We start from the raw sequence: 24,894 nt of genomic DNA, 5'->3' as shown, positions 1-24,894 counted from the left end.
AACGCCGAAGCCGGTACCCAGTGGGTACCGGCTTCGGCGTCTCTGGTCTCATTTCTGGTCTCAGTAGTACTTTTATGCAGCGTTCTGGGCCCCGTCAGACCCACCCTCAGAGTCGGTCTTCCTCTCCTTCTTGTCCTTCTTCTTCGGCTTCCACATCGCGTTCCCGATCCGCTGGGCCGTGATCTTCCGCAGAGGGTCGGTGACGTGCTGATAGCGCCCGGTCTGATCGGTGGACCAGCCCATCGTGTCCAGCACGACGCGCTGTTGGACGTTGAGTAGGAGGAGCACGGTCGCGGCGGTGTGTCGGGCGTCGTGCAGCCGGCCGTCCCGCAGCTCCGCGGCCACGAGGAGCCGTTTCCACTCGTCGTAGTCGTACCGGGGGTTGATCGGGCGACCCGTGGGAGTGGCGAACACCCACCCGCCCTCTTCCCAGAGTTGGCAGGCTGTCCGGCGTTCCTCGTCCTGTGTCGTCTTGTGCTCCCGCAACAGTCGGACCAGTTCGGCCGGTAGTCCGACCCTCCGGCGACCTGCCCGTGACTTCGTCTTGTCAGTGTCCGCGTTCGTCTGGTGGCGCTGCGGGCAGTAGCCGGCTTTCTTCCCGCAGGTATCTCCGCACCCATGTCCGTACGTCGGCCGGAGCCGGCTCCGGCGGATGCGGATCTCCCCCTTGTCCAGGTCCACGTCATCCCACTGGAGCCCCAGCGCCTCACCCTGCCGCAGCCCGAGCGCCAGCGCGAACGCCCACCGGGTCCCGTTACGGTCCTCTGCGGCCTTCGCGAGCAACCGCTGAGCCTCCTCGATCGAGTACGGCTCGATCTCTTCGTCATCGAGCTGCGGGGCTGTGGCCAGCAGCACCGGATTTCGGGGCAGGTACCCACGTCGGACTGCCTGATTGAGTGCGGTCCGCAGCGTGCGGTGTACCTGGTGCGCGGTCGCCGGGGCGCTGCCGTTGTCCTGCATCTTCCGGTACAGCTTCTCGATGTGCTCGGCCGTCAACTTGTCGAGACGGTGCTTCCCGAGCCCGGGAATGAGGTGTACCCGGACGGCGACGCGGTAGCCGGCGATCGTGTTCTGACGGACGTTCGGTGCGGCGATGTTGTCTAGCCAGTGCGCCAACCACTTCTCGAGCGTCCACGGCTTGCCGGGGCGCTTCACATTGCCGGCGTCGCGAGCCTTTTCCAGGTCGCGCACCTTGGTGATGACCTCGGTCTCGGTCTTCGCGCTGACGTGGCGGCGGTCGGGCTTGCCGTCGTCGAGCACGCCCATGGTCACTCGACCATGCCAACGTCCATCGTTGCCGAGATAGATGCTCGCCGCGTTGTTCGGCGCGCGGGTGCCTTCCGGTCGTTTCTTGCGAGGCATTCGGTGATCTCCTGTCAGGCGGCGTGCAGCGGGGGCAGGTCGGTGGCGAGGTTGCGTACGTAGTTCTCCAGGTCGGCGGGGCGGATGCGGCGGAGCCTGCCGACGGGGACGGACTTGAGTTCGCCGGTCTTGATCAGGGCGTACACGTTGGTTCGGCCGATCCGGAGGAGCCCGGCGGCTTCCTCGACGGTGAGCAGCAGTGCGGGCAGTGCCATGGGGTGGTCGGTGCTCACAACTGATGTCCTTCCGTGTGTCTGGGTTGGTGTTCCTGCCCGCTCAGGCCGTCGGTGTGGCTCACGCCGCTGTCGACGCTCTGCAGGGGAGCGTCGGCAGCGGTATGAGCCACAGGCGATTTCAGCGGGCTCTCAGATGGCCGCAGAGGCAAGATCTGTGCAGGGTTGGTGTCATAGGTAGGGCAGAACGCTCTCAGGCCATCTGAGAGGGTTGCGTTCCGGGCGTTCCCGGGCTGGTTCGCTGTCTGCCGGGTGCCCCAGGTCCGTTGACACGTTGACAATCGGCGCGGCGGGCCGTGTTTGTGCTGGTCGCGGGCTGGTTTGTGGTGTCAACGGGGGCGTTGACACGGCGTTGACGCCGTTGACAGTTCCGGGGGCGGTGGTGGCCTAATTGGGTGTCAACGCTGTCAACGGGGTGTCAACGCCCCCGTTGACAGTCGAATCCGGGCTCTGACCTGCGGTGATGCTGCTGTTGAGGGCGTTTGTCAACGTGTCAACGGCCTGGCGGAGTTCTGCCGCGCGGGGGTGGAGTTCGTAGGTGTTGTCGGCGTGGCGGACCCAGCCGAGTTGGGTGAGGGTGTCCAGGGTGGTGACGACCTGGGCGACCTTGGGGAGTTGGCGGGATACGCGGCGGTGGAGTTCTCGGCGGGTGAAGTGGTTCATGTGCTTGTCGATGAGCACGCCGAGGACGTAGGCGGTGGTGCCGTCGGTGGGGTCGGCGGTGATGGTGTGCAGGGCGGTGCGGTAGTGCTCGACGAAGAACTCGGCGAGTCGCACGGCGGCTGCCATGACGTCGGCGTCGATGGGCTGTTCCCAGGCGTCGGCGGGGTGGTGGGCGATGTGCAGGAGTCCGGCCAGGCGCATCGTGGTGCCCGACAGCTTCTTCGCCCATCCGCGTAGCTCGTTGAGGGTGCCTCCGGGGCGTAGCTGTTCCTCGTTGATGAGGGCGGCGTCCCGGCGGATCGCCGCGGCGTCGGGGGTGAGGGCAACGATCGCGGTGTCGTCGCGTTCGGCGAGGGTGACGGCCAGGTCGTGCATCCGCCGGGCGTAGGCGGTGGCGACCTCCTCCGCGACAGATTCCGCGTCGATGTCGCGGTACCCGACGAAGCTCGTCGGCAGGGCGAACAGGAACCGGGCCGGTAGGCCGCGCCCGTCGAGGTCGTCGTTGCCGCCGAACTTGCGCAGCACCGACGGTTGGGCCATCACGCACACCGTGAGTGCGGGGTGCTCGACGGTCTCGCCCTCGCGGGTGACCCGTTCGCTGCCCATGGGCCTGCCGGAGTGGCCCTTGAGGTACGGGTCGAGGTTCGGGGTCGAGGAGTACTGGCCTCCGAGGGTGTCGAAGATGCCGCCCTCATCGGAGATGATGGCCATCCGTCCGCCGTTGGCGGCCATCAGGCTCGACAGCTTCTCCGGGGTGGCGTTGTCCACGAACAACTTCGGCAGCCCCGGAACCACGATCGCGTCGGCGTGCGTAGAGGCGGCCACCGCTTCGGCGGTCAGCTCGTCCCGCCGGTCCCCGCCGGCCTTCGCCGCGATCGTCTTCGCGTGCTCGGCGGCGCGCAGGGCGATTTCCTTCAACGCCGCGTTCTCCGCCACCAACGGCCCGACCCGCGCCGCGAGAGTGCGTTGGGCCTCATTCAGCGGGTCGGTCATCGCGCCGTGCACCGGGCTCTTCAACTCCCCGGGGTCAGCGATCACGGCGACGTAGACGTTGACGGGCTCTTTCCAATCGGACTTGACCTGCACTTTCAGCCGGCCACCCGCGCACGCGGACAGCACGGCGAGTGCGACGGATCCGGCCATCGCGGGGTCAGTCTGGGTGGAGCGGGCCACCCCGGCGACCATGTCGGCGACCCAGCCGGGGAACACGTCGAGGGGGAACATCGGGGCCGGCGGCGGGCCAGTCAACGGGACAGGGACCTCCCACCCGTCACCCTCGACGGCGGCCAGCCGGAGGGACCGGACTGTTGCGTTCATTCGGTTCACCGTCCTTGAGTGAGGGTGATGAGTTGGCCGACGCTCATGCCGCAGTCCTTCGTTTGATCGGGTGAACGGTGGCGACCTGCTCCGCCGTCTCCTCGTGCGCGGGACCGTGCGGGTGCTCGGCGGCGTAGGACTCCATCCGTGCGATACGGGCGGCGACCTGTTCTTCCCACGTCGGGGCGAGTGGGGCCGGGGCGGCGTGGATTTCTATGTGGCGGGCGGCGACGTGGCGCAGGGCTTGTTGGTAGCCGTTGTGCCAGGCGGACTCGATCAGGTAGCCGATGAACTCGTGAAACGTCGTCGGGTCAGAGAAGATGGCGTGCATCGAGTGCTCGGCCACGGCCTGCGGGTCAGGGATCACGACGAGACCTCCGGGAGAGTGGCGGTCAGGGTCTGGAGCTGGAACAGCAGGGCCAGCAGTCGGTGCTGCGCGGCGGTGTCGTCGGCCGGGAGCCGCACGGAGAGTCGGACTTCGGCGTGCTGTGTGGCACGCCCGGCGACGCGGGTGAGGACGGCGGACCCGTTGGGGAGTTGGAGACGGACGGGGTGGGCGCGGTGTTCGCCGAGTGCGCATCCGTGTCCCCGGCACCAGTCGGGGCAGCCTGCGCGGTTGCGGGTCATCGGGTGCCGTCGCGGTGGATGTCGGCCAGGCCGTTGGCGATGCGCCGTCCGATGCGCAGGCGGCGACCGGTGCCCCGGCAGCGGCGGCACGGCTGCCGGAGCTTCGGCCCGGTCCGGCCGGTGCCCCGGCACCGGCGGTGGTAGCCGAACGGCGCGAGCCAGCACGCCAGGGCGTAACAGAGTGTGACGGCGGCGGCGATCATGAGGAGGATGCCCGTCGCGGGGCTGGTGGTGGTAGCGGTAGCGGCGTGGGTGAGCATGGAAAGCCTCTCAGGGCCGGTTTCAGGCATGAGGACCCCAGCCGCGCTACCCGCTACCTGCGGAAACGTTCGCAGGTGGGGCGGGTAGCGGGTGGGGTAGCGTCGGCGCTACCGGTAGCGGGAGCCCCGCTACCTTTCAGGCCGCGTCGCGTGCGTCGATCGCGGTGACGATTCCGGCCAACCGGGCACCCTTGAGGACCGTCCCGCCGGCCTTGACGTCAACGCTCTGTACATGAAGCGCCCGCAGCTGTGCCGAGATGGATTCGGCGGTGGTGTCGGCGTAGTGCTCGGGGATGGTCTCGGCCAGGCGGGCGGCGATGGTCTGCCAGTGCAGCCCCGCCTCACCGGCGGCGAACACGCTGCGGGTGTCGGCCAGCACGTCGCGGACGTCGCGGACCACGGTCTCTCCGGCGGCGTGCCCGGACAGCGTGCCGACGGCTTCGCGGTGCTTGCGGGCGGCGGTGAGGATCTTTTCCGCGTCGCTGTGATCGGCGAGGAACGTCCGCACCGTGGGGGTGTCGTCGGTCAGGCCGTAGAGGTAGCCGACCCCGAGGTATTCCTTGCCCGTGGGCAGGGAGGACGCGTCGAACCCTTCGGCGTAGGCGTCGCCCCCGAGGATGGCTTCGGACACGATGCGGTTGCCGCATTTGAGGGCGAAGCGGGCGGCGTGGTTGTCGCGGTAGCGGTTGAACAGCCGCTGCACATCCCCGGCACCGACCCCGGAGGGCTTCTGCGAGGACGACAGGATGATGACCCCGGCGGACGGTCCGACGGCCATGATGAACGACAGCAAGGAGGCGATCTCCTTGTTGACGTTCTGGTCGTCCAACTCGTAGTAGACCTGGAACTCTTCCATGATCAGCAGCCATACCCGCAGGTCCGGATAGCGCGGATCCCGTGCGAGTTCGCGCGTCAGCTTGCCTTCCGGGCACATGGCCGGAGGCAGCGTGGACAGGACCTCGTTCACGGTCTCGATGTGCTTCTTGACCTCCCGCAACGCTTCGAGGAGGTGTGTGATCGGGTCGTTGTCGCGGGTGTTGGGGTTGGTGCCGAACACCGCCCGGTGCGCGACGAGCTGGAACTTGTCCCAGTCGGGGGAGTTCTTCCCGTCGACCAGGACGAGCTTCACCCACGGGTCAAGAGCGGCGTACAGGGCCAGGAGCCGGGCGGCGAACGTCTTGCCCTTGCGAGGCTGCGCCCCGATCAGGACCGAGATCCACATCAGGAACAGGTCGACCTTGCGGCCGCGCTCGTCGAGGCCGAACGGGGCAGGGGTCCAGATGTCGCGCGGCTTGCAGTCCAGCAGGGGCGAGCGGCCGGCCGGGATGGCCAGGGGGTCGCGGTCGGCGACGAACAGGGTGTGTCGCCGGTTGGAGGTGTTGTCGCGGGTGATGAACACCTGGTTGATGGACACGTCCAGCCCCGAGGCGATCGAACTGCGGGCTTTGAGCGCGTCGTCGAACGTCTTGCCGTACGGCAGGTCGATGGACACCTGCGAGCCGGTGCCGGACGTGTCGCGGGCCATGGTCGAACCGAAGTCCACCTTCTGGCCCGCCCGGTCCGGGTGCCCCAGGCCGGCGGCGTAGTAGGCGCGGAGCACGATGTCGGGGTTGATCCGCCGGAACCTGCCCGCCACCACAGCCGTCGACAGGATCGGCCGGTCCGCCGGTCGACCGACATGAGCCAGGTAGCCGACCGCGCCGGCCACCGTCAGCGCCACCGCCCACCCCGGGGCCAGGGCGTATGCCAGGGGTCCGCCGATCGCGATGCCCATCGCCTCGGCGGCCAGGACGCAGAAGCGCCACAGGCGGGTGCGTTTGCCTTCCTTCTGCAACTTCAACCACGCGTCCGGGTCGTTGCTCGCGGCCGCGGCTTGGCGCAGGTCGTGCTGTTCGGTCAGCCACCACCACTTGAGCTGACGCCCAGCCAGCCGGAACAGACCGACTGACGCCCAGAACCCGGCCTGCGCCAGGTACCACGGGGTGCGCACCGCATGGAACGCGGCGATGTGACCGGCCAGACCGGCGGCGTGCCGCACGGTCGAGCGGATATTGGCCCACCCGCGCAGCGCCGACGGGATCACGTCACGGCGGCCACCCGGCACGACCGGCACCGCCACCGCCGCGCCGCCCGGCGCGGGCTCGTCGTCGAGGGCGACGTCGAAGTGCGTCCCGGAAACGTCATCCGGGGTCGGGCGGGTGCGGTTGGCCCGTGCCGCGTCGAGGTCGAGGACATCGGCGTTGACGCCGAGTTCCTCAGCGTGACGGTCGAAGTCGAACGGTTCCTTGTTGCTTGCCATGATGGTGCTACCTCCATGTTGGGGTGGCCGGGGCACGGCATCGGTTACCAGGCCAAAAGGCCGTGCCCCGGACAACATCGGGCCTGCTACCAGCGGAAGGTCAAGCCGCCGGTGATCGTGTCGTGCTGTGCGCCGACCTTGGCGTTGCCCTCGACAACGTTGGTGGCCTTCACGTCCGCCGGGGGCGGGGTCTTGTGGTCGGCCTGCTTGCCGCTGACGTGACCGATCTGGATGTCGGTGTGACCGGTACGCGCAACGTTCTTGCTGCCCATGGATGTCTCCCTTTGCGTTGACGGCCACCTATTTGGCCGTTCGTGCCCGCCCCCGACTCGAACGGGGTGTGTCTGCCAGCCGGGCGATCGGTGTTACCTGCTGATGTGGCCGATGACGATGGATCCGGCCTCGACGGTGCCGAAGGACTGACGGACCGTGCGGACATCGGGGTCAGGGGTGGTGGCGATCTCGGCCAGGGCGTCGAGGACGTCCTCGAGGACGGCCTGGGGGTGCCGATCGGCGGACAGGTCGGCCTGCGCGCGGGCGATGAGCTGGGTGATAGCGGTGGTGTTCACGGGCTAGTTCTCCTTCGTGGTGGTGTTCTTGATGCGTCCGAGGGCGATGATCGCGCCGGTCGCGACGACCATCAGGCCGTCGACGGCGAACGGGCCGATGACGACGGTGAGCGGGTCTTCGCCGTAGTGCCCCAGGAGCCCGGACAGGTGCCGGTACGAGACGACCGCGGCGACCAGGGCGACGGGGAGCAGGCCGCACACGCGGGCCACAACCCACCGGGCACCCTCAGGCCACGGCACGCGGGCGAGGATCTCGATCACGACGAACAACGCGACCGGCCAAAACGTCGCCCCCACAACCGCCCCGGGTTCTGGCGCCCATTCCGGGGACGGGATCCAGTCGGGTCCGGCACCGGTCGGGCGGGGCTGGACGAACGAGTGCGCGACGTTCGCCGCGATCGACACCGACCCACCCAGCAGGGCCCCGATGTACGCCCACACCCGCCCCGACAACTTCGGGGACCGGCTGACGGGCTGGTTGTTCGTACCCGGGTACGCGGCACCCGTGACCAGCCCCAACGACGCTGCAACATCCGCAGACGGCGCGGAATGCACCGGCACCGGGGCCGGCTCGACGTCCGGGCTCGTACCCGGGTACGCCACCGTGTCCCCGGCCGTGTCGGGCGGGTTGTCGACGTCCGGCACGAGGGACGGCGGCACGGTGTCGACGTCGGGCACGGCGTGCAAGTGCCGTCCGTCCGGTTCGATCTGCACCGGTTCGGTGTCGGCGGGGTCGTCGGCAAGTGGGGTGAGCCGTGCGAGGGCGTCGGCGGTGAAGTGCGCCCGCGCCTCCACCAACGCCGCGTCGTCGCCGGTCAGCAGTTCCTTGGCCAGGGCCCACTCGATCGGCTCGCCCAACAGTGTTTGGCGGATGGTGTTCGCCTTGGCCGGTCCGATGTGCAGCTCGGCCATGAGCCGGTTACGCGACGGCACCTCCCCCAGATCGATCCCCAGGTCCAGTGCCCTCGACAGCAGGCCGTCGACCGGCACCGGGTAGGAACTCGCGCGGGTGGTCGTCGGGGCGCTCACTTGGCACCTCCGACGACGCCAGCGGCGAACTGCCCGAGCCCAGAGGCGATCTCGCGGGCCACGTCGGCGGCACCGGCCGGGTTGGTGATGACGAAGTACGCCACGAACGCCGCGGCGAGGTAGACCCAAAGCTTTTTCATGGTCACTGTTCCTTTCCGGCGCAGGTCAGGCACTCGCCGTACCGGCCAGGGATGTAGTAGGAGCGCACCGTGTGGCAGGTCGAACAGGTCCGCCGTGCCCGCAGAGCCTTGGCGATCGCGTCCAGCTGCGCCGGGGTGGCGGTGCGCTTCGGCAGCGCCAGAGCCACGCGGTAGAGGTAGGCCGCGCGTACTCCGCCGACACCGCGCCACAGGATCTGGCCGGCGATGTCCTGCCCACCGGGCCTCAGCCCCTGGGTGCGCAGCTGCCGGCGGGTCGCCAGGCCTTCCGGGGCTGAGTTCCACGGGAACGTCGGCACGCTGTGCCGCACGGCGTCGGGGTCGTTAAACGCCGCCCGGTAGCGGGTCGCGGTGCCCATCAGTGCAGCCGGTCGGCGTTGGTGCGCAGGTGGTGCAGGATCTGCGCGGGGTTGATCTCGCCGGTCTGCCACGCGTTCCCGCACCCGCAGGACACGTCGAGTTCGACGGCGTCGGGGGTGCGAACGGTGAGGGTGAGGCCCTGCCACGCCCCACAGTCAGTGCAGGCCAGCCGGTAGGGGGCGAACGTTTGTGCGCCCTGCGGCTGTACCAGCACCTCACCCAGCACGAACAGCTGGGCGGGGAACATCAGCGGCTTGTCGTTCATGCCGCACCGTCCAGGAACCCGGTGAGCATCGCGACGTGTGCGGCGAAGACGCGGCCACCGAACCAGGCGGCCAGCTCCCGGCACAGGCCGGCGTAAGAGTCGGCGCGGACCCACATCGCGCGGCGGGCGTCATCGGCCCCGACCACGACGGGCAGGTCCGCGACCGTTCCGAGGTGCGCAGACGCGGGGACGGTGACCGCCCACGCTTCCGCGCTCGCCCGGGGGTCTGGCACGTACACCGGTGTTCCGGCCCGCCAACGCTCGGCGGGCACGGCCAGGCCGGTCTCCTCGGTCAGCTCGCGTGCTGAGGCGTCGGCCGGGGACTCGCCCGGCTCGACGGACCCGCCGGGCACAGCCCAGCCGTGCCCGTCACCGCGCTCGATCAGCAGCAACCACCGGATGCCGTCGCTGGTGGTTGCGGTGACCAGCGCGTCGGCCATCAGGTTCTCGCCCCAACGGCCCAAACCGTTGCGCCCGTAACGCACCTCGGTCAGCTCGGCCGGGTTCACCGGACGGCCGTCGATGACGGCGAAGGGGATAGCTGCGGCTGCCTGCCGGGCCGTCCAGTCGATGCGCGTCGGGTCCGTCTCCGCATCCGCCCAACCCTCGGCAACCCCGACGGTGAACGTCTCCGGGTCAGTCCACGTCCGCCACTTGTTCAGCACCATCACGCCACCGCCCGCAGAACCGGGAAGATCACGGCGGTGGAGCTGGTCAGAGTGGCCGCGATGATGCGCCGGCGGTTGCGACGAGCCCGACGGCTGTCCAGGTCGACAACGACCTGCCGGTCGGTGACCCGCAGCGTCTCGGCCAGGTCGTCGAGGGCAGCGATGTCAGCAGCGATCAGCGGCCACTCAGCCTCGATCGCGTCCAACTCCTGGAGCGTGGGGCCGTCCAGGAGGTCGAGCACGTACACCTCGACCATGTCGGCCGGGGCGGGTTCCGCACTGACGACCCGCAGGCCGTTGCGTGGGATGCTGTTCATGGGTCTAGCTCCTTCGGTAAAGGGTGTGGTTAGGCCCATATCGAGGCCCGGCGGTTGCACCCGCTGGGCCTCACCTGTGGGGCCAGGAAAGTTGTGGGCCGCGCTACGCGGCGCGGGAGTACTGCCGTGCCGCCGGGGGCCGACACGACGTGCAACGCGTCTCGGTACCGGGCAGGGCGGTCAGCCGCTTGCAGCCGGCGCACTGGCGGTAGGTGGAGTTGTTCTTGATCGTCAGCCGCAGACCTGCGGCGATGCTCGAAGCCATAACGGCAACCTCTCTCCGCTTGCGATGGCCGGCAGCACGGTTGACCGTGCTGCCGGATTACGTGCGAGACACCGCCGGGAAGCCAAGCTCCGCAGCGGCTGACAACACCCCCGCCAGACCGGCGGGAGCAGGAACGATGCACGAACCTCAGTCGTGCCCGGACACCTTCGAAGGGAGGTGACAACCCCTGTTGCATGTCTTCCCTGTTGAGTTCTCAAAGAGCAAGCCGCGACGGTTCTCAGAGCGCACTCCACCCGCAGTGGCGTAATCGCTCCGGCGACCGACCGGCGCGAGGACCAGCAAAAACGCCGGACCCCACTTGCCTAGCCTGTCCCCCAGGTTCCCTAGGCAACCCGGTTGAGATGAAGGTAGGCCGGGTTGCCTAGGGAAGTCAAGAGACATGCCGAGATTTTTCCAACTTGGCTAGGCAACCTGTAGTCTGTACTCGTGGCTGAGAACCTTGACTACCTCGGGGATGTAGACCCCACCGCACCCAAACTGGGTTCGCGCGACATCGCGAACCGGCTCCGCGCCGCGATCCTCACCCAGAAGCTGGCCCCGGGCGCCCAGGTCCCCTCGCAGCCCGCACTGTCCGACTTCTTCGGCGTGGCCAGGGAAACCGCCCGGCGAGCCGTCGACATCCTCAAGGCCGAACGGCTGGTCATCACCCGTCAGGGCAGCGGCGCGTACGTCCGCGCCAAGACTCAACGCCCGGTCGAGCTGCGCCCGCACATCGAAGCTGCGTTCGAACGCACGCACGTGGCGATCGACTTCGCGGGGTTCTCCGGCGAGACGCTGCGGGACGCGATCACCGAGGCCCTGGACAAGGTCCGGGCCGGCGACCTTACCCCGGAGTCGATCACCATCCGGGTCATGATCTCGGACATGACCGTGCCCATGGCGCTGCCGGCCCGTGCCGAGACGCAGTCAGATGACCCGGCAGTCCGCGAGCGCGCCAACCGCATCACTCGGCGCGCGGCGGACAGCATCATCGACCAGGTACAGGAGCTGTCAGACCTCGGCCTCGTTCGTTCCGCACAGTGCGAGGTCCGGGTGCACAGCGCCGCGCCGCTGTTCAAGATGTACATCCTCAACGGCGAGGAAGCCTGGTTCGGGTTCTACCCCGTCATCGAGCGCACCGTATCGATCAAGGGTGAGCCGACCGCGATCTATGACCTCCTGGGTAAGGATGTCCCGCTGTTCCACTACACGGTCAGCGACGACAGTGCCTCTCACGGCACACAGTTCGTCGAGGGCGCGGCGCAGTGGTTCGACTCCGTGTGGGACACGATCACCCGCGAGTACGAAGCATGACCGACGCGCCCGATCTCGCCACGCTGCTGGCCGGACACGGTCCCCTGCTACTCGACTTCGACGGACCGGTGTGCAGCATCTTCGCCGGCTACCCTGCACCCAAGGTGGCCGAAGCACTCCGTCAGGTGCTGCGTTCCGAACGGCTCGACCTGGGCGAGATCGAAGACGAGCCGGACCCGCTTGAGGTGCTGCGGTGGACCGACCGCCGGGGTCAGTCAAGGTTGACCCGCGCCGTCGAGGACGCCCTGTGTGCCGCCGAGCTGGTAGCCGCGCGATCAGCAGAGCCGACGCCGTACGGCCGTGAAGTCATCGTTGCGGCTCGCCAGGCCGGACGGCCGGTTGCGGTGGTCAGCAACAACTCTGAAGCCGCTGTCACGGCCTACCTGAAGGCACACCGACTCGCCGGGCACTTCGCCCTGGTTGTCGGACGCGCCTACGCGGACCCGGACCGGATGAAGCCGAGCCCGGAGCCGCTGCTCCGTGCCTCTGCCGCCCTCCGCGCCAATCCGGCGACGTGCCTTCTCGTCGGCGACACCGTGACCGACGTCGCGGCGGGCATCTCGGCCGGCGTGCCGGTGCTCGGATACGCGAACAAGCCCCGAAAGGTGGCGAACCTCCGTCGCGCAGGGGCTGCGGCTGTCGTGACCACCATGCGGGACGTCGCGGTGACGTTGCTCGCGGAAGCCGAATCGCGGAGGTAGCTCGACTTGTGCTTCACTTGGTAGCACATTCAGTGCTACCGTTGTGGTCATGAGTACCTTTTCGATTCGCCGTGACGCCGAGTTGGATCAGGCGCTTGCGGAGCTGATGAGTGACGGGCTGAACCAGACGGCGGCGGTTCGCGCCGCCGTGCTGGCCGCAGCGCAACAGCACCGACGTGAGCGGCAGCGCCGCCAGGCCGAACAGGTCGCCGCGGACGAAGCGGACCGGGCCGAGTCTCGCGCAGTGCTGGCCGAGATGGAGTCCCTGGGTGACTGGTGACTACGGCTACTCACGTGGCGAGGTATTCCGGATCAAGGCTCCCCGCGATCAGCGTGGGCATGAGCAGGACGGAACGCGGTACGCCGTGATCGTGCAAGCCAACCACCTGTTGTCGCTGTCGACCGTGCTCGTAGCGCCGACGAGCACGAGCAGCCGTGAGACCGACTTCCGCCCGGAGGTCGAAGTCCGGGGCAAGACGACGCGGGTGCTCGTCGAGCAGACCCGGGCTGTCGACCCCGGCAGGCTTGGCGAGAGCGTGGGATGGCTCACCGGCCCGGAGATGGCCGCAGTAGACCAGGCACTGAAAGACGTGCTCGGATTGCCCTAGCAGCACCCGGAAAGCGAAAACGAGCGGCTGGAACACCGGAGTGTTCCAGCCGCTCTGTGGTCTCATTTGCGGTCTCATTCAGGGGCGTACAACGGCATTCAGCTGAGTCCGCGATCATGAATCAATGCAGCTCAGAACGCGCACGGTCATCCGTGAACGGCGACCGGCAGACCTCGAAAGCGTGTGAGGGTGCAAGCCCTCCAGGGGTTCAAATCCCCTCGCCACCGCCATGAAATGTAGAGCCGGTACCCATTGGGTACCGGCTCTACGTGTCTCGATATGTGGTTGTTACTCCAAAAGCCGACTAACGGTCGAAGTTGCCGCGTTTTGCCGCCGCGAGAAAACACACCCACGCGTCGGCCTCGAACGCCAACACGGGCCCCCGCCCCCGCTCCTTCGTGTCGCGCACCCCGACGACACCCCGGGCCGTTCCCACCTCTACGCAGTTGGCACCGCCGTCGCTCCGGAGGCTCTTCCGCCAATTGCTGAACATCATCTCTTCGCTTCCGCCGCCTGAAGAATGAACTCCCGCGAATCCTCGATATTCAGGGCCGCGTCTCGCAGCCGATCATAGGCGTGGCGGTAAGAGGGCAACTTGTCAGCATCAATTGGCTGCGGCCCGATGGCCATGGTGTCGATCAGGCCGATCTCGTCGCCACCCGGCAGCCGGTACAGCGCGAAAGTGTTCTGTGGCAACAGGAAATCGTCGATCACGCGGTTGAGCAGCAGGACCCGTACCGTCACCCGGGGCAGGGCCGAGGCCAGGTGGCGCAGCTGTTCGGCCATCACCGCCGGCGGGCAGGACGGGCGGAGCAGCACGACCTCGTCGAGGATCACCTCGAAGTCGATCGAGCCGATCACCTTCTGCCGGCCCATCCGGACGGCCAGGTTGGCGTCGGTGGCGATCTGGTCGCTGTCGCCGAGCTCCGAACGGATCCGGTAGCGGGCGTACTCCTCCGTCTGGAGCAGGCCCGGCACGATCGCTCCACTGTAGGCGTTGATGGCCGTGACGCCGCTCTCCAGCTCCGCGTACGTCCGCTGGCCCGGTTTGGAGCCGCGGTGTTCCCGCCACCAGCCCTCGACGGAGAGATCCTGCGCCTGGTCTAAGAGGTTGCCGTACTCGGGTTCCCTGATGCCGTACAGGTCGAGGAGGGGGCGGACCCTGTCCACACTGGGCCTGGTCTCCGCCGTCTCCAGGCGGTGCAGGCGCACATAGGACCAGCCGATCTCGCCACCGACCTGTTCGAGGGTCAGGTCCCGTTCCTCGCGCAGCCTCCGCAACGCCTCACCGAACCGAACCCGCCGGACATCCATCGAGTTTCCCTTTCGGGCCGCCGAAGTCACCCGTCTATCTTGTCCGGCCACGGACAACGGCGCTAGCGGTGGTTCATGCGGAACCAGTCGCGCAGGGCTGCGGCGCACTCCTCCTCGCACACGCCGCCGTACACCTCGGGGCGGTGGTTGAGGCGCTGGTCGCGGACGACGTCCCACAGTGAACCGACGGCGCCGGTCTTGGGCTCCCACGCGCCGAAGACGACGGTGGCGATCCGGGCCAGGACGAGGGCGCCCGCGCACATCGTGCACGGCTCCAGCGTCACGACCAGGGTGCAGCCCTCCAGCCGCCAGGTGCCGAGGGCCGCGGCCGCCGCGCGCAGGGCGACGATCTCCGCGTGACCGGTCGGGTCGCCGGTGGCCTCGCGGGTGTTGGTGCCCGACGCGATTTCGCGGCCGGCGGCGTCGTACACCACGGCGCCGACCGGGACGTCGCGCGGATCGGCGGTGCCGGCGACAGCCAGGGCGCGCCGGACCCACGCCTCGTTAGCGGAGCTCCTCGACGTCATCCGCGCAGCCGAGCGTCTCGCAGATCTTCGTCGTGACCTCGGACGGCAGCATGCCCTCCTGGGCGCACAGCTTGAGCAGCGCCACCGCGGGGATGCCCAGATCGGCGAGCAGATCGGCGTCCCCGACCGGATTGCTGTCCGGGTCGGAGGCCGGGCGCTCGTCCTCGTCCTCGTCGTCCTCGTCGTCGAGGTCCGGGAGCCGCTCGGGCTCCAGGTCGCCCAGGAGTGCCGCCCCGAGGGCGGACTCCTCCGCGTACTCGGCGTCGGAGCCGAAGACGCGCAGGTCATTGTCCTCGTCGATCCGCACGACGACGAGATACTCGTCCTCGGCCTCGACGAACAGGAGCGAGAGCTCACCGTCAGCGGCGTCACGGAGCCGGTCGCCGGCGTCCTCGACGTCCCTGACCCCACGCAGCTCAAGCTCCGAGACGGTCCATCCGGAGCCATCCCGTACGACTGCTACAGCAAAGTGCGACACGATCCCCCCGGCCAAGTCGTCAACTTGCCGGAGCGTACCTGGCCGGCAGTCGTGCCAACAAGCGGCGCGCGCTCTCGGGCTACGTGGCCCAACGGCGGCGGAGTGCAATGAGCTCCCGGAGGCGCTCGGAGCGGACCCGACGGGGCTGCATCCTGTCCCGCAGCGCCTTCACGTCGGCCAGCTCGGCAAGGAGCTGCAACCGGCGGCGACGGCGATCGGGTTCAAGTCGCTCGAGCCTCATCGACATGTTCCCACCGTGCCGAACCCACGGGAGCCCCGTCAAGCTCGGCCTGCAAATTGGGCATATTCCAATACGTTGAGTGAGCTTACCAAAGCAGCCAGTCGCCACGCACCCAATACGTGGTGAGCACCACGCCGGCGGCGGCGAGCGCGAACCCGGCGACCAGCGCGATGCCGACCGCGACGCCCCTGTCCCCCCGCAGCGCCAGCAGACCGGCCGCCAGAGCCGCCACGACGCCGGCGAGGATGGTCAACCAGGCGTACCCCACCGCGCCGCCCCAGACGAAGGCGAACAGGAGGAACCAGACGGCCGCCGCGCCGGCCCCGGCGGCGAGCGCCGGCAGCCGGACCGGGTGCGGCTCCCGGAAGTGCGGCCGGCCCGGCCGGGGATAGGGCATCACGCCATCGAGCCTAGCCGAACCTGGCCGGTCGGGGCCCCGCGCGGAAGAGGACCGGCGGGACGGCCGTGGTGGGACCGCCGCTGCCGGGGACTTCCCACTCGTAATCAAAAAATGGGTTAAATGGGGTGGGGTTTAGGCTGTGGCGATGCGGATCGCGGTACTCGGGCTCGGCCTCATCGGCGGGTCACTCCTCCGGGCGCTCACGGCGGCGGGCCACCAGGTCACCGGCTACGACGCCGACCCGGTCACCCGCCAGCTCGCCGGGGCGGCCGGCTCGGTGCGCGAGGCCGTGCGGGACACCGACGTCGTGTTCCTCGCCGTGCCGCTGCCGGCGCTGCCGGACCTGCTGCCCGACCTCGACGGGTACCGGGGCTTGATCAGCGACGTGACGTCCGTGAAGGGGCCGGTGGCCGCGCTGATGGCCGGCCGGCGGTTCGTCGGCGGGCACCCGATGGCCGGCAAGGAGCACTCCGGCTTCGGCTCCTCCGACCCGCTGCTGTTCCGCGACCAGCCCTGGGTGCTGTGCCTGGACCCGGAGACCGACCTGGCCGACTGGCGGACCATGGTCGACCTCCTCGGCGGCCTGCGGGCCCGGATCATCCCCGCCACCAGCGCCGAACACGACGCCGCCGTGGCCAGGATCAGTCACGTGCCACACCTCGTCGCCTCCGCCATCGCCGCGTCCGCCGCCGAACCCGGGGTGCTGGCGCTGGCCGCCGGCTCGTTCCGGGACGGCACCCGGGTCGCGTCCACCGCCCCCGCGCTGGTGGCGGCCATGTGCTCCGGCAACGCCGCCGCCGTCCGGCCCGTGCTCGACGAGCTGATCGCCGCGCTGGGGGCTGCCAGAGCCGCGCTCGACGACCGGGGCGGGCTGATCGACTGGCTCGGCAAGGGGCACGAGGTGCGCCGGCGGTGGCCGCTGCGCGCCACCCCCGCCGGGAAGATCCCCACCGACCGCGAGGGACTGCTCGAACTCGGACGGCAGGGGCACTCGGTCACCTGAAAACCGGGCACGAGGTGTCAGAGACGTGCCGTAGGGTCTCTGCGCATGGGAAACATCGATGACATCGCCAACCGGTACGTCGACGAGTGGGCCCCGTTGGACCCGCTCAGCGCGTCCGGCGTGGGCATCGCGGGCTACGACGACAAGATGACGGACCTGAGCCCGGCGGGCATGGACGCCCTCACGGAGCTCAACCGCCGTACCCTCGCCGCGCTCCTCGCCGCCACCCCCGACGACGAGCACCAGCGGGTGGCCCAGGAGGCCATGGTCGAGCGGCTCGGGCTCTCGGTGGAGATGGACGAGATCCGGTACCGGTCGATGATCAACGTCATCGCCAGCCCCCTCCACGAGGTGCGCGGCGCGTTCGACCTGATGCCCACGGACACCGCCGAGGCCGTCGGCAACATCGCCACCCGGATGGCCATGGTGCCGGCGGCGCTCGCCGGCTACCAGGAGACCCTGCTCCACGACGCGCGCGACGGCTTCGCCGGGGCCCGCGCCCAGATGGAGAAGGTCGCCGCGCAGTGCGACGCCTGGACCGACCCGGACGGGGACAACTTCTACCCCGGGCTGGCCGGCCGGCTCGAGGCCACCGGGGAGCTGCGTGAGCGGCTCGACGCCGGGGCGGCGGCGGCCACCGCGGCGACGGCGGACTTCGCGCGGTTCCTCCGCGAGGAGCTGGCCCCGCTGGGCCGCGAGCGCGAGGCCGTGGGCCGCGAGCTGTACCAGCTGTGTTCGCGCTTCTTCCTCGGCGCGCGCGTCGACCTCGACGAGACCTACGCGTGGGGCTTCGAGGAGGTCGCCCGGCTGCGCGCCGACATGCTCCTCACCGCCGACCTGATCGTGCCCGGCGGCACCGTCGAGCAGGCCGCGGCGGCCCTCGACGCCGACCCGTCCCGCCGGATCGGCTCCAAGGAGGAGTTCCGCGACTGGATGCAGGGCCTCGCGGACAAGTCGATCGCGGACCTGCACGGCACGCACTTCGACATCCCGGAGCAGGTCCGGCACATGGAGTGCATGATCGCGCCCACCAGCGACGGCGGCATCTACTACACCGGCCCCAGCGAGGACTTCACCCGTCCCGGCCGGATGTGGTGGGCCGTGCCGGCGGGCGTCACGTCGTTCGCCACCTGGCGGGAGGTCACCACCGTCTTCCACGAGGGGGTACCGGGACACCACCTCCAGGTCGCGCAGACGGCCGTCCGCAGCGAGGTCCTCAACCGGTGGCAGCGGGTGCTCTCCTGGTGCTCCGGGCACGGCGAGGGCTGGGCCCTGTACGCCGAGCGCCTCATGGGCGAGCTGGGCTACCTCGACGACGCCGGCGACCGGCTCGGCATGCTCGACGCGCAACTGTTCCGGGCCGCCCGGGTGGTCGTGGACATCGGCATGCACCTCGAGCTGGAGATCCCGGCCGGGGTCGGCTGGGACCAGTACGCCGGCCAGACCTGGAACCCGGAGATCGGGTACGAGTTCCTCCGCGCGAACTGCATGATGGCCGACGAGTTCCTCCGGTTCGAGCTGGACCGGTACCTCGGGTGGCCGGGGCAGGCGCCGTCGTACAAGGTGGGCGAGCGGATCTGGCTGCAGGCCCGGGCCGACGCCGAGGAGCGCAAGGGCACGGCGTTCGATCTGAAGGAGTTCCACCGGGCGGCGTTGGACCTGGGGGCGCTCGGGTTGGATCCGCTGCGGGCGGCGTTGGCGCGGATCTAGCTCCTGGTCATGCGGAAGGGGCCCCCGAAACCGGGGGCCCCTTCCTCGTGCTCAGACGTACTTCAACCGCAGGTCGTCCGCCTGCAGCCGGTCTGTCTTCAGGAAGACCAGCTCGATCTCCGCACTCGTGAAGAACGGGTCGGAGATCTGCAACGGCGGCGGGGAGTCCGGGGTGAAGGTGAGCGGGATCAGCCCGAACAGCCAGCCGGAGAACTTGCTGGTGTAGAACTCCACGTGCCCGGTGACCGTGAGCTGGGTGGAGTTCTGGCGCAGGCTCTTCTTCGTGGCGCCGTCGTAGCTGTCCATCTCGAACGGCGTCGACTGGGCCTTGTCCATCGAGAACTTCAGCACCCGGATGGTGCCGCCGCCCCGGACCGGCAGGTCCACGACCCCGTCGTAGTGCATGCCCCACATCTGCTGCCGGGCGGCGCGCATGTAGGACTTGCCGACGACCATGTCCTGGTCGGCGGCCGCGGCGAGCATCCGGTGGCACAGCGGGCTCGCGGTCGGCGAGGGCTGGGCGGCCGGGGCCGCGGCGATCCGGCGGGGCGCGGACGAGTCCGGCTCCGACTTGAGGTCGAACGGCCACCACCACGGCTTGTCCGGCGTGGGGCTGGACACCGGGGCCGGGGCCACGGTGGTCGGGCCCGGGGCCGGCTTCGTGGGGCTGGTCGCGGTGGCGGTGGGTGCCGGGCCCGTCGTGGGCTGGCCCGGCGTCGTGGGCTGGCCCGGCTTGGTCGGGGTGGCGGGGCTGGTCTGCGGCTTGGCCGTCTGGCCGGGCGGGATCTGGCCCGGCGCGCACGGGATCGCCCCGGGCGGGGCCGCGTCGGCCCGGTCGGTCAGGCCGCCGGCCATGGCGCCGGTGACCCCGAGCGACAGGGCGAGGATGGCCACGCCCATCGCCTGGCGGGCCTTGGCTCCCGAGCGGACATCCGCCGGGGCCGGGTCGTCGTCGGGGGTGGTTGATGACTTGCGGTGCCGGGTGGGGCGGGGCCGGACGCCCGGTGCGGCGTCCGGTTCCCCGGCACCCGGCCCCGAAGCCGCCGGGCTCTGGGCCGAGGTGGACTGGGCCGGGACTGATCCGGCCTGGACGACCCCGGGCTGCACCGGAATCGCCCCGGCCTGGGCGGTCAGGCCCGGTGCCGAAGCCGCCTGATCCGACGCGAGCGAGCCGGACGGCGCCCACTCGGCGACGACCGGCCCGGACGTGCGTGGCGCGCCCGCGATCGGCCCGGAGGAAGCCGATGCCGGCCCGGAGGGGTGCTGCTCGGTCGCCGGCGGGCCGGAGGGACCCGGCTCGGCCAGGCCCAGCTCCGCCAGCCCCGGCTCCGCGGCGGACTCCGCCTCGGGCAGATCCGCGTCGTCGGCGGTCTGGACCGCCGGGATCACGGCCGTCGGGTACTCCTCGCCGTCCGGCGACTCCGCCCCCGCCGGGGCCACCGGCGCCACCGGGGTCCACGCGAACGCCATCGAGCCACCGACCAGCGCCAGCAGGGTCCCGACGACGAACCCGCCGAAGTTGGTGAACGGGAAGGCCGCGAGGCCCAGGACGATGCTGACGATGCTGAAGAACGTGCGCTGCACGGGCTGGAACCAGAGCAGTACACCGCAGAGCATCAGAACCCCGCCAATGATCATGCCGCCGAGCGCCCCCATGCCGGCGTGGATCATGATCCCGATCTGGGTCCACGGGATCGAGATGATCTCGAGCCCGGCGAGCAGCGCCAGCAGGCCGCCCCAGAACGGACGGCCGCGCCGCCAGCCGCGGAACGATTGCCAGGCCCTACCGGGAAGGGTGGACACGTGCGCCTCCTGCATTTCCATCACGCGTTGGGGGATATCGCAGAACCGGGGCCGCCGTACTCGCCGGGGCCCCGGTCAGCGCGCTACTTAGAAGCAGGGCTTGTTCTCGAGCGTGACCTTGAGGCTCATGCCGGTGAGCTTGAACGTGCCGGCGTTGGTCGCCCACGCCTGCTGCTTGACGCCGAGGAGGGTGGCCTTGGTCGCCTGCTGGCCGAACATGCCCGGCGCGCCGGGGCCGGCGCCCTTGTCCATGGTGCCGGCGTCGATGCCGATGTCGATGCCCTCGAAGACGGCGTCGCCCTCCATCGAGTCCATCGCCAGGAAGAGGTTCTCCGCCTCGACCGGGTTGGCACCGTTGCCGGCCCGGATCGTCATCGTGATGAAGCCGAGCGGGCTGTGGGTGTCGGTGACGACCGACTGACACATGCCGCGCACCGTGGCGGTCTTGGCCGCGGCGACCGCGACCGGGTGCGGGGTCCCGTTGCTCTCCTTCTTGATGTCGCCGTACTGGGCGAAGCCGTTGACGACCATCGAGTCGGCCGAGATCTGGAACCGCTGTCCCGAGACCGCGAACGACGAGGCGATGGCGCCGTTGCTCATACCCATCACCATGACCGCTGCGGCGGCGGTGGCGGGGACCATCACCATGGCGAACTTACGCCAACGGGTACGACCGACCAGTGTTTCCTTCACATTTCCTCCTCGGGCGGCGCCGCCGTCTGTGCGGGCGGCACGGACGGGCGCGGGGTGTGGTCTCCTGTGGTGGTGATGAGGGTCACCCACTCCAGTGGTGGTGATGCTGCCGCGATCCTCGTCACAGAACAACCCCTGAGCTACCCGCCAGTAACACTGTCGGGTAACGTCATGCCCGGCCGGCTTCGCGCTCGGTAGTCAACGGCGTGGATATTCCGCCGAAACCCGGATGAAACACTGCGGAAAAACCCCGGAACACGTGACTGTCCGCGACTGGGACCCACAAGTTACGGTTAGGTAACAACTTCGGTTCTAGAAGCCAGATATCGGACGAGCACTGTCGAATACGTCGCGCAGCTCGATCGTCTGGTATGGATTCGCGCACGGGGCGCCGCTCGTGACCATCATCCGCCGGTCGTCGAGATCCATCACCACGGAACTCGCGGTCACCGACCACAGCTCCTCCGGGTCGGCGGGATTGACGTGCCGGCAGATCGCGTACGGATACCCGAGGTGGTCCTGCAGCGCCTCCGCCACGTCCTTCTCCGCCACCCGGCGCTCGGCCGCCGCGGCGCCGAGCACCTGGCGCAGCCGGAAGTCCCGGAACAGCGACGAGCCGCCGCCCAGGTCGTAGAACCGGTCGCGGATCCCGATGCCGGAGACGAAATGGTTCGAGTGCGTCAGCAGCCCGTCGACCGGGAGCAGCCGGCCGGTCAGGCCCGGGGCCAGCTCCAGGTCCACCGCCGTGCCGCCGGCCACCCCGATCAGCAGGTTGATCGAGGCGCTGCGGGGCAGTGAACACACCCCGAGCGACACCGAGATGCCCTCCTGCGCGTCGAGCACTGCACGGATCAGCACGTGGTACGGCACGCCGCCGGGTCCACCGTCCCGGTCGCTGGCCAGCAGGTTGACGCCGACCCCGACGCCGGCGGAGTTCAGCCCGGCCTTGGCCAGCATGCCGGCCTCCGCGAGGGCCAGCACCTCGTGGCCGCGTTCGTCACGGGTGGCCAGGACGAGCGTGAAGGGGCTCTGCGACGGGTACCAGTCCCAGTTCTGGCCGAGGAGCGTGTGGCCGGAGGACGTGTGCTCCGGGAGGACGGCGACCCCGGTGCACTCCGTGATCTTCGGGACCATCAGCTCGGTACGCGCGTTGAGGGCGTAGATGTCGCCGACCGGCAGGCCCGAGCCCTCCGCGACGCCGTCGAGCATGGCGGCGATCCGCGGCGTGTACCGCCGGGTCGTCGCGCGGAACTCCTCGCCGAGGCGGGTCACCGTCTCCGGGTCGTGCCCGCCGGACACCCGGAACTTCACCAGGTAGTCGGCGAAGTTGCCGGCGATCAGCTCGGCGGCCTGGCGGCCGTAGCTGACGCCGATCTCGGTGGGGGTTCCCTCGGCCACGATCACGGGCAGCGTCATGCCCCGAGGCTATCGACGCGGCGAGGCGTTAGCCAGGCGGATTCCGCTGAATTCGAGCGTGCTGGCGATCACCCTGTCCCAGAATCCCCAGAGGTGGGTCATGAGACGCAGCTCGATGTCGGCGTCGGCGTGCGCGGCCAGCAGGTCACCGACCGGCTCGGCGGGACCCAACGGCTCGACCGGTTCGGTGGCGACGACGGCATGGTCGAAAAGTGGACGGAAGGGGGCCGCCGGGAGGCGGTACCCGAAAAGGGTCGTGCTCTGGATCCTCGCCAGCCAGGCAAACTCGACGGCGTGCACCCTCGGGGCCCCGAGCCAGCGCCGGTCGGCCTCCGTGGTGTCCGGGCCGACCCACGCCATCGCGCGCGGGCACTGCCGGGGGAACCAGTAGTCCGGGGCGCGGTCGAAGCCGACCGCCCAGACGTAGGCGCCGGGCTGTTTCGCTGTCGGTGCCACGTGCGGCACGAATCGGGTGATCGTCGGGTCCTCGGAGAAGTGCAGCACCTGGCCGGGTTCGGGACGCATCCCCCGAGGGTCCCTGACCCGGGCGGGTCAGGGACACCCATTTCCGGGTACGCGGTCAGCGCGTCGCCGACGGCGTCGGCGAGTTCGGGGCCGGGGTGGCCGGGAAGCCCGAGTGCGTCGGGGCCACCGCGGACGGGGTGGCGCACATCGGGTGCGCCCACGGGCAGGGCCCCGGCGACGGCGGTGCCACCGTGTTCGGCGCTCCCGTCGGGCGAGGGGTGCCCTTCGGGGACTGCGGCGCCCGGGTCGGGCTCGGCTGGGGCTCGGCGGTGCCGGTCGGGTCGCACCCGTCCGGGCTCGGGGTCGGTCGGTCCCCCGGGCTCCGCGGCGACGGCGTCGGCCAGCCGGGCGGCGGGGACGACGGGGCTGGGGTCGACTGCGGCGGGACCGGCGACGAGCTCGGCTTCGTGCTGCCGGTGGGCGACGGGGTCGGGTGGGTCGATCCGGGCGACGACGGCCACGGGGTCGGTGGGCCGCTCGGCGCCTGGGTCACGCACCCGGCACCGCCGCCGGACGCCGGACTCACCGCGGTGTCGCCGCCGCCGACCGTGAACGCCGCGGCGGCGGTCGCTGCCAGGACCAGCGGGGCCACGCCGGCGGCCACCACGATGCCGACCGTGCGCCGCCGGCTCGCGGCCCGGACCGCGCCGACCCGGTGCGGGGACAGTTCCATCCGGGCGGCGTCGTGCACCCGGGTCAGGGCCCGGCGGAGCAGCAGGTCGTCCTGGGCTGGGAACTCATCGGGCATGGGGGGACGCCTCCTCGGAGTCGCGGAGCTGGGTCGCGAGCGCTGCCCGGCCGCGGTACAGCCAGGTCTTGACGGTGCCTTCGCGGGCCCCGCACATGTCGGCGATCTGGGCGACGGACATGTCCGCCAGGTAGTGCAGGACCACGGCCCTGCGCTGGTTGGCCGGCAGCGTGGCCAGGGCTGCCATCAGCGCCACCCGGTCGGGGGCCGGGCCGTCGACGGTGCGCGGGCGGTCCAGCCGGGCATAGCGGCGGGCGATGATCAGGCGACGGATCCGGCTGGTGGCGAGGTTCCAGGCGACGCGGCGTACCCAGCCGACGGGTTCCTCGTACCGGCTGACGCGTCCCCATCGGACCCAGGCTCGGCAGAACGCCTCCTGAACCACGTCCTGCGCCTCGCCCATGTCGCCCAGATACACGTAGAGCTGGGCCGCGAGGTCGGAGAAGTTCGCGCCGTAGAACTCGACGAACCCCGGTTCCATCGAACTGGTGGCCAGTGTCCCGTCCCGGGCGTAGGTCATCATCATGATCAGAACACGCGTCGGCGGACCGAAAGGTCACACGCCGATCTACTGCACGTCCCGCAGCACCCTGGTGATGTTGATCCGGCTGATGTCCAGCGCCGCGCGCAGATGGTCGATGATCCGCTCGCCGTTGAGCCGGCCGCAGGTCAACAGATCGAAGTTCGCCGAGTTGTACTCCGGCCACGTGTGCACGCTCAGGTGCGACTGGGACAGCACGAGCACCCCGGTGACCGCCCCGTTCGGGAACCGGTGCACCGACTCGCCCAGCACCTGGGCGTGCCCGGCCTCCGCCGCGTCGCGCATCAGGGCCATCAGCCCGGCCTCGTCGGTGAGCAGAGCTGTGTCGTCCAGCCACACGTCCACGGCGTAGGAACACATCTCGTCCGCCTTGCCGGCTTCACCCGGCAGCGGTGCCTGACTCATCTGGGAACCCTTCACTGGACTCCGCCCAGTGTACAGACGACTACTGGCAGGTCAGGCCGTTGAACCGGGCACCGT

The 24,894-nt window shown here is 69.9% G+C and carries 35 protein-coding genes; 6 read left to right on the top strand and 29 right to left on the bottom strand.

Going from position 1 to position 24,894, the window contains the following annotated elements; all coding sequences use genetic code 11:
* Positions 1-72: 72 nt before the first annotated feature.
* The 16 genes from IW245_RS29895 to IW245_RS29820 all read right to left on the bottom strand — a co-directional run bounded on the left by IW245_RS29895 (position 73) and on the right by IW245_RS29820 (position 10,392).
* Positions 73-1,362: a tyrosine-type recombinase/integrase gene (locus IW245_RS29895; protein ID WP_197006473.1), complete on the bottom strand. Its 1,290-nt coding sequence runs from the start codon at positions 1,360-1,362 to the stop codon at positions 73-75.
* Between the two features lie 14 nt (positions 1,363-1,376).
* Positions 1,377-1,595, bottom strand: coding sequence for a helix-turn-helix domain-containing protein (locus tag IW245_RS29890; protein ID WP_233472820.1), 219 nt, complete (start codon positions 1,593-1,595; stop codon positions 1,377-1,379).
* A gap of 387 nt (positions 1,596-1,982) precedes the next feature.
* Positions 1,983-3,575 carry a YfjI family protein gene (locus IW245_RS29885; RefSeq protein ID WP_197006472.1) on the bottom strand — a complete coding sequence of 531 codons (1,593 nt, stop codon included), beginning with the start codon at positions 3,573-3,575 and terminating at the stop codon, positions 1,983-1,985.
* Between the two features lie 43 nt (positions 3,576-3,618).
* The gene (locus IW245_RS29880) at positions 3,619-3,942 is read right to left on the bottom strand and encodes a hypothetical protein (protein WP_197006471.1); all 324 of its coding nucleotides are present in this window, start codon (positions 3,940-3,942) and stop codon (positions 3,619-3,621) included.
* Positions 3,939-4,202 carry a hypothetical protein gene (locus IW245_RS29875; protein WP_197006470.1) on the bottom strand — a complete coding sequence of 88 codons (264 nt, stop codon included), beginning with the start codon at positions 4,200-4,202 and terminating at the stop codon, positions 3,939-3,941. Before IW245_RS29875 ends, IW245_RS29880 begins: the two co-directional genes overlap by 4 nt.
* Positions 4,199-4,462 (bottom strand): hypothetical protein, encoded by a 264-nt coding sequence (locus tag IW245_RS29870; RefSeq protein WP_231398984.1) that lies wholly within the window; start codon positions 4,460-4,462, stop codon positions 4,199-4,201. Before IW245_RS29870 ends, IW245_RS29875 begins: the two co-directional genes overlap by 4 nt.
* A gap of 136 nt (positions 4,463-4,598) precedes the next feature.
* The gene (locus IW245_RS29865; protein WP_197006469.1) at positions 4,599-6,761 is read right to left on the bottom strand and encodes a cell division protein FtsK; all 2,163 of its coding nucleotides are present in this window, start codon (positions 6,759-6,761) and stop codon (positions 4,599-4,601) included.
* A gap of 86 nt (positions 6,762-6,847) precedes the next feature.
* Positions 6,848-7,033: a hypothetical protein gene (locus IW245_RS29860; RefSeq protein WP_197006468.1), complete on the bottom strand. Its 186-nt coding sequence runs from the start codon at positions 7,031-7,033 to the stop codon at positions 6,848-6,850.
* Positions 7,034-7,126: 93 nt separating this feature from the next.
* Positions 7,127-7,330, bottom strand: coding sequence for a hypothetical protein (locus IW245_RS29855; RefSeq protein WP_197006467.1), 204 nt, complete (start codon positions 7,328-7,330; stop codon positions 7,127-7,129).
* 3 nt (positions 7,331-7,333) lie between these two features.
* Positions 7,334-8,359 carry a hypothetical protein gene (locus IW245_RS29850; RefSeq protein WP_197006466.1) on the bottom strand — a complete coding sequence of 342 codons (1,026 nt, stop codon included), beginning with the start codon at positions 8,357-8,359 and terminating at the stop codon, positions 7,334-7,336.
* Positions 8,356-8,499, bottom strand: a complete 144-nt coding sequence (locus IW245_RS29845) for a hypothetical protein (RefSeq protein ID WP_197006465.1) — start codon at positions 8,497-8,499, stop codon at positions 8,356-8,358. The genes IW245_RS29850 and IW245_RS29845 overlap by 4 nt, the downstream gene beginning before the upstream one ends.
* Before the next feature lie 2 nt (positions 8,500-8,501).
* On the bottom strand, positions 8,502-8,876 hold the full coding sequence (locus IW245_RS29840; RefSeq protein WP_197006464.1) for an RRQRL motif-containing zinc-binding protein: 375 nt from the start codon (positions 8,874-8,876) through the stop codon (positions 8,502-8,504).
* Positions 8,876-9,142, bottom strand: coding sequence for a hypothetical protein (locus IW245_RS29835; RefSeq protein ID WP_197006463.1), 267 nt, complete (start codon positions 9,140-9,142; stop codon positions 8,876-8,878). The genes IW245_RS29840 and IW245_RS29835 overlap by 1 nt, the downstream gene beginning before the upstream one ends.
* Positions 9,139-9,810 (bottom strand): NUDIX domain-containing protein, encoded by a 672-nt coding sequence (locus IW245_RS29830; RefSeq protein WP_197006462.1) that lies wholly within the window; start codon positions 9,808-9,810, stop codon positions 9,139-9,141. The genes IW245_RS29835 and IW245_RS29830 overlap by 4 nt, the downstream gene beginning before the upstream one ends.
* The gene (locus IW245_RS29825) at positions 9,810-10,127 is read right to left on the bottom strand and encodes a DUF6284 family protein (protein WP_231398983.1); all 318 of its coding nucleotides are present in this window, start codon (positions 10,125-10,127) and stop codon (positions 9,810-9,812) included. Before IW245_RS29825 ends, IW245_RS29830 begins: the two co-directional genes overlap by 1 nt.
* A gap of 103 nt (positions 10,128-10,230) precedes the next feature.
* Positions 10,231-10,392, bottom strand: a complete 162-nt coding sequence (locus IW245_RS29820) for a hypothetical protein (RefSeq protein WP_197006461.1) — start codon at positions 10,390-10,392, stop codon at positions 10,231-10,233.
* Positions 10,393-10,839: 447 nt separating this feature from the next.
* Here IW245_RS29820 and IW245_RS29815 point away from each other — a divergent pair, with 447 nt between their 5' ends.
* Genes IW245_RS29815 through IW245_RS29800 form a run of 4 tightly spaced genes read left to right on the top strand, consistent with a single transcriptional unit; the run spans position 10,840 to position 13,015 of the window.
* Positions 10,840-11,706 (top strand): winged helix-turn-helix domain-containing protein, encoded by an 867-nt coding sequence (locus tag IW245_RS29815; RefSeq protein WP_197006460.1) that lies wholly within the window; start codon positions 10,840-10,842, stop codon positions 11,704-11,706.
* Positions 11,703-12,407, top strand: coding sequence for an HAD family hydrolase (locus IW245_RS29810; RefSeq protein WP_197006459.1), 705 nt, complete (start codon positions 11,703-11,705; stop codon positions 12,405-12,407). Before IW245_RS29815 ends, IW245_RS29810 begins: the two co-directional genes overlap by 4 nt.
* 49 nt (positions 12,408-12,456) lie before the next feature.
* Positions 12,457-12,687, top strand: a complete 231-nt coding sequence (locus IW245_RS29805) for a hypothetical protein (protein WP_197006458.1) — start codon at positions 12,457-12,459, stop codon at positions 12,685-12,687.
* Positions 12,677-13,015, top strand: coding sequence for a type II toxin-antitoxin system PemK/MazF family toxin (locus IW245_RS29800; protein WP_197006457.1), 339 nt, complete (start codon positions 12,677-12,679; stop codon positions 13,013-13,015). The genes IW245_RS29805 and IW245_RS29800 overlap by 11 nt, the downstream gene beginning before the upstream one ends.
* Before the next feature lie 304 nt (positions 13,016-13,319).
* Here IW245_RS29800 and IW245_RS29795 read toward each other — a convergent pair whose 3' ends face one another.
* From IW245_RS29795 to IW245_RS29770, 6 genes are all read right to left on the bottom strand, one after another.
* Positions 13,320-13,508: a DUF397 domain-containing protein gene (locus IW245_RS29795; protein ID WP_372445315.1), complete on the bottom strand. Its 189-nt coding sequence runs from the start codon at positions 13,506-13,508 to the stop codon at positions 13,320-13,322.
* On the bottom strand, positions 13,508-14,329 hold the full coding sequence (locus tag IW245_RS29790) for a helix-turn-helix domain-containing protein (RefSeq protein ID WP_197006455.1): 822 nt from the start codon (positions 14,327-14,329) through the stop codon (positions 13,508-13,510). Before IW245_RS29790 ends, IW245_RS29795 begins: the two co-directional genes overlap by 1 nt.
* 62 nt (positions 14,330-14,391) lie before the next feature.
* Positions 14,392-14,856: a nucleoside deaminase gene (locus IW245_RS29785; RefSeq protein WP_197006454.1), complete on the bottom strand. Its 465-nt coding sequence runs from the start codon at positions 14,854-14,856 to the stop codon at positions 14,392-14,394.
* Complete coding sequence (locus IW245_RS29780; protein ID WP_197006453.1) at positions 14,834-15,334, bottom strand: tRNA adenosine deaminase-associated protein; 501 nt, start codon at positions 15,332-15,334, stop codon at positions 14,834-14,836. Before IW245_RS29780 ends, IW245_RS29785 begins: the two co-directional genes overlap by 23 nt.
* A 79-nt stretch (positions 15,335-15,413) precedes the next feature.
* Positions 15,414-15,581, bottom strand: a complete 168-nt coding sequence (locus IW245_RS29775) for a hypothetical protein (protein WP_197006452.1) — start codon at positions 15,579-15,581, stop codon at positions 15,414-15,416.
* Between the two features lie 79 nt (positions 15,582-15,660).
* Positions 15,661-15,975: a hypothetical protein gene (locus IW245_RS29770; protein WP_197006451.1), complete on the bottom strand. Its 315-nt coding sequence runs from the start codon at positions 15,973-15,975 to the stop codon at positions 15,661-15,663.
* A 145-nt stretch (positions 15,976-16,120) separates the two neighbouring features.
* Here IW245_RS29770 and IW245_RS29765 point away from each other — a divergent pair, with 145 nt between their 5' ends.
* Together IW245_RS29765 and IW245_RS29760 are read left to right on the top strand one after the other, a co-directional pair.
* Positions 16,121-16,978: a prephenate dehydrogenase gene (locus IW245_RS29765; protein WP_197006450.1), complete on the top strand. Its 858-nt coding sequence runs from the start codon at positions 16,121-16,123 to the stop codon at positions 16,976-16,978.
* 45 nt (positions 16,979-17,023) lie between these two features.
* Positions 17,024-18,688 carry a DUF885 domain-containing protein gene (locus IW245_RS29760; RefSeq protein ID WP_197006449.1) on the top strand — a complete coding sequence of 555 codons (1,665 nt, stop codon included), beginning with the start codon at positions 17,024-17,026 and terminating at the stop codon, positions 18,686-18,688.
* Positions 18,689-18,739: 51 nt separating this feature from the next.
* On the opposite strand, the gene IW245_RS29755 is transcribed toward IW245_RS29760, so the two are convergent.
* The 7 genes from IW245_RS29755 to speD form a co-directional block, all read right to left on the bottom strand.
* Complete coding sequence (locus IW245_RS29755; protein WP_231400415.1) at positions 18,740-20,512, bottom strand: DUF6114 domain-containing protein; 1,773 nt, start codon at positions 20,510-20,512, stop codon at positions 18,740-18,742.
* Between the two features lie 66 nt (positions 20,513-20,578).
* Positions 20,579-21,184 (bottom strand): DUF6230 family protein, encoded by a 606-nt coding sequence (locus tag IW245_RS29750; RefSeq protein ID WP_197006447.1) that lies wholly within the window; start codon positions 21,182-21,184, stop codon positions 20,579-20,581.
* A 312-nt stretch (positions 21,185-21,496) separates the two neighbouring features.
* Positions 21,497-22,600 carry a C45 family autoproteolytic acyltransferase/hydrolase gene (locus tag IW245_RS29745; RefSeq protein ID WP_197006446.1) on the bottom strand — a complete coding sequence of 368 codons (1,104 nt, stop codon included), beginning with the start codon at positions 22,598-22,600 and terminating at the stop codon, positions 21,497-21,499.
* 9 nt (positions 22,601-22,609) lie between these two features.
* A complete protein-coding gene (locus tag IW245_RS29740) occupies positions 22,610-23,125 on the bottom strand; it encodes a DUF6886 family protein (protein WP_197006445.1) in 516 nt (171 codons plus the stop codon).
* Positions 23,126-23,180: 55 nt separating this feature from the next.
* Positions 23,181-23,873, bottom strand: a complete 693-nt coding sequence (locus IW245_RS29735; protein ID WP_197006444.1) for a hypothetical protein — start codon at positions 23,871-23,873, stop codon at positions 23,181-23,183.
* A complete protein-coding gene (locus IW245_RS29730) occupies positions 23,863-24,399 on the bottom strand; it encodes a SigE family RNA polymerase sigma factor (RefSeq protein ID WP_231398981.1) in 537 nt (178 codons plus the stop codon). The genes IW245_RS29735 and IW245_RS29730 overlap by 11 nt, the downstream gene beginning before the upstream one ends.
* A gap of 42 nt (positions 24,400-24,441) precedes the next feature.
* Positions 24,442-24,819, bottom strand: coding sequence for an adenosylmethionine decarboxylase (gene speD, locus IW245_RS29725; protein ID WP_197006443.1), 378 nt, complete (start codon positions 24,817-24,819; stop codon positions 24,442-24,444).
* Positions 24,820-24,894: the final 75 nt, after the last annotated feature.

It is taken from the genome of Longispora fulva, assembly GCF_015751905.1.
Classification (GTDB): Bacteria; Actinomycetota; Actinomycetes; order Mycobacteriales; family Micromonosporaceae; genus Longispora; species Longispora fulva.
The sequence above is the reverse complement of the archived record's forward strand: the minus strand, read 5'-3'. Positions and strand labels throughout refer to the sequence as shown.

Bases quoted from the DNA above. Each gene is read 5' to 3' on its own strand.
- IW245_RS29895 (WP_197006473.1), bottom strand. From the start codon at position 1,362: ATGCCTCGCAAGAAACGACCGGAAGGCACCCGCGCGCCGAACAACGCG.
- IW245_RS29885 (WP_197006472.1), bottom strand. From the start codon at position 3,575: ATGAACGCAACAGTCCGGTCCCTCCGGCTGGCCGCCGTCGAGGGTGAC.
- IW245_RS29875 (WP_197006470.1), bottom strand. From the start codon at position 4,202: ATGACCCGCAACCGCGCAGGCTGCCCCGACTGGTGCCGGGGACACGGA.
- IW245_RS29870 (WP_231398984.1), bottom strand. From the start codon at position 4,462: ATGCTCACCCACGCCGCTACCGCTACCACCACCAGCCCCGCGACGGGC.
- IW245_RS29865 (WP_197006469.1), bottom strand. From the start codon at position 6,761: ATGGCAAGCAACAAGGAACCGTTCGACTTCGACCGTCACGCTGAGGAA.
- IW245_RS29860 (WP_197006468.1), bottom strand. From the start codon at position 7,033: ATGGGCAGCAAGAACGTTGCGCGTACCGGTCACACCGACATCCAGATC.
- IW245_RS29845 (WP_197006465.1), bottom strand. From the start codon at position 8,499: ATGAAAAAGCTTTGGGTCTACCTCGCCGCGGCGTTCGTGGCGTACTTC.
- IW245_RS29840 (WP_197006464.1), bottom strand. From the start codon at position 8,876: ATGGGCACCGCGACCCGCTACCGGGCGGCGTTTAACGACCCCGACGCC.
- IW245_RS29835 (WP_197006463.1), bottom strand. From the start codon at position 9,142: ATGAACGACAAGCCGCTGATGTTCCCCGCCCAGCTGTTCGTGCTGGGT.
- IW245_RS29830 (WP_197006462.1), bottom strand. From the start codon at position 9,810: ATGGTGCTGAACAAGTGGCGGACGTGGACTGACCCGGAGACGTTCACC.
- IW245_RS29825 (WP_231398983.1), bottom strand. From the start codon at position 10,127: ATGAACAGCATCCCACGCAACGGCCTGCGGGTCGTCAGTGCGGAACCC.
- IW245_RS29820 (WP_197006461.1), bottom strand. From the start codon at position 10,392: ATGGCTTCGAGCATCGCCGCAGGTCTGCGGCTGACGATCAAGAACAAC.
- IW245_RS29810 (WP_197006459.1), top strand. From the start codon at position 11,703: ATGACCGACGCGCCCGATCTCGCCACGCTGCTGGCCGGACACGGTCCC.
- IW245_RS29805 (WP_197006458.1), top strand. From the start codon at position 12,457: ATGAGTACCTTTTCGATTCGCCGTGACGCCGAGTTGGATCAGGCGCTT.
- IW245_RS29795 (WP_372445315.1), bottom strand. From the start codon at position 13,508: ATGTTCAGCAATTGGCGGAAGAGCCTCCGGAGCGACGGCGGTGCCAAC.
- IW245_RS29790 (WP_197006455.1), bottom strand. From the start codon at position 14,329: ATGGATGTCCGGCGGGTTCGGTTCGGTGAGGCGTTGCGGAGGCTGCGC.
- IW245_RS29785 (WP_197006454.1), bottom strand. From the start codon at position 14,856: ATGACGTCGAGGAGCTCCGCTAACGAGGCGTGGGTCCGGCGCGCCCTG.
- IW245_RS29775 (WP_197006452.1), bottom strand. From the start codon at position 15,581: ATGTCGATGAGGCTCGAGCGACTTGAACCCGATCGCCGTCGCCGCCGG.
- IW245_RS29765 (WP_197006450.1), top strand. From the start codon at position 16,121: ATGCGGATCGCGGTACTCGGGCTCGGCCTCATCGGCGGGTCACTCCTC.
- IW245_RS29760 (WP_197006449.1), top strand. From the start codon at position 17,024: ATGGGAAACATCGATGACATCGCCAACCGGTACGTCGACGAGTGGGCC.
- IW245_RS29755 (WP_231400415.1), bottom strand. From the start codon at position 20,512: ATGGAAATGCAGGAGGCGCACGTGTCCACCCTTCCCGGTAGGGCCTGG.
- IW245_RS29745 (WP_197006446.1), bottom strand. From the start codon at position 22,600: ATGACGCTGCCCGTGATCGTGGCCGAGGGAACCCCCACCGAGATCGGC.
- IW245_RS29740 (WP_197006445.1), bottom strand. From the start codon at position 23,125: ATGCGTCCCGAACCCGGCCAGGTGCTGCACTTCTCCGAGGACCCGACG.
- IW245_RS29735 (WP_197006444.1), bottom strand. From the start codon at position 23,873: ATGCCCGATGAGTTCCCAGCCCAGGACGACCTGCTGCTCCGCCGGGCC.
- IW245_RS29730 (WP_231398981.1), bottom strand. From the start codon at position 24,399: ATGATGATGACCTACGCCCGGGACGGGACACTGGCCACCAGTTCGATG.
- speD (WP_197006443.1), bottom strand. From the start codon at position 24,819: ATGAGTCAGGCACCGCTGCCGGGTGAAGCCGGCAAGGCGGACGAGATG.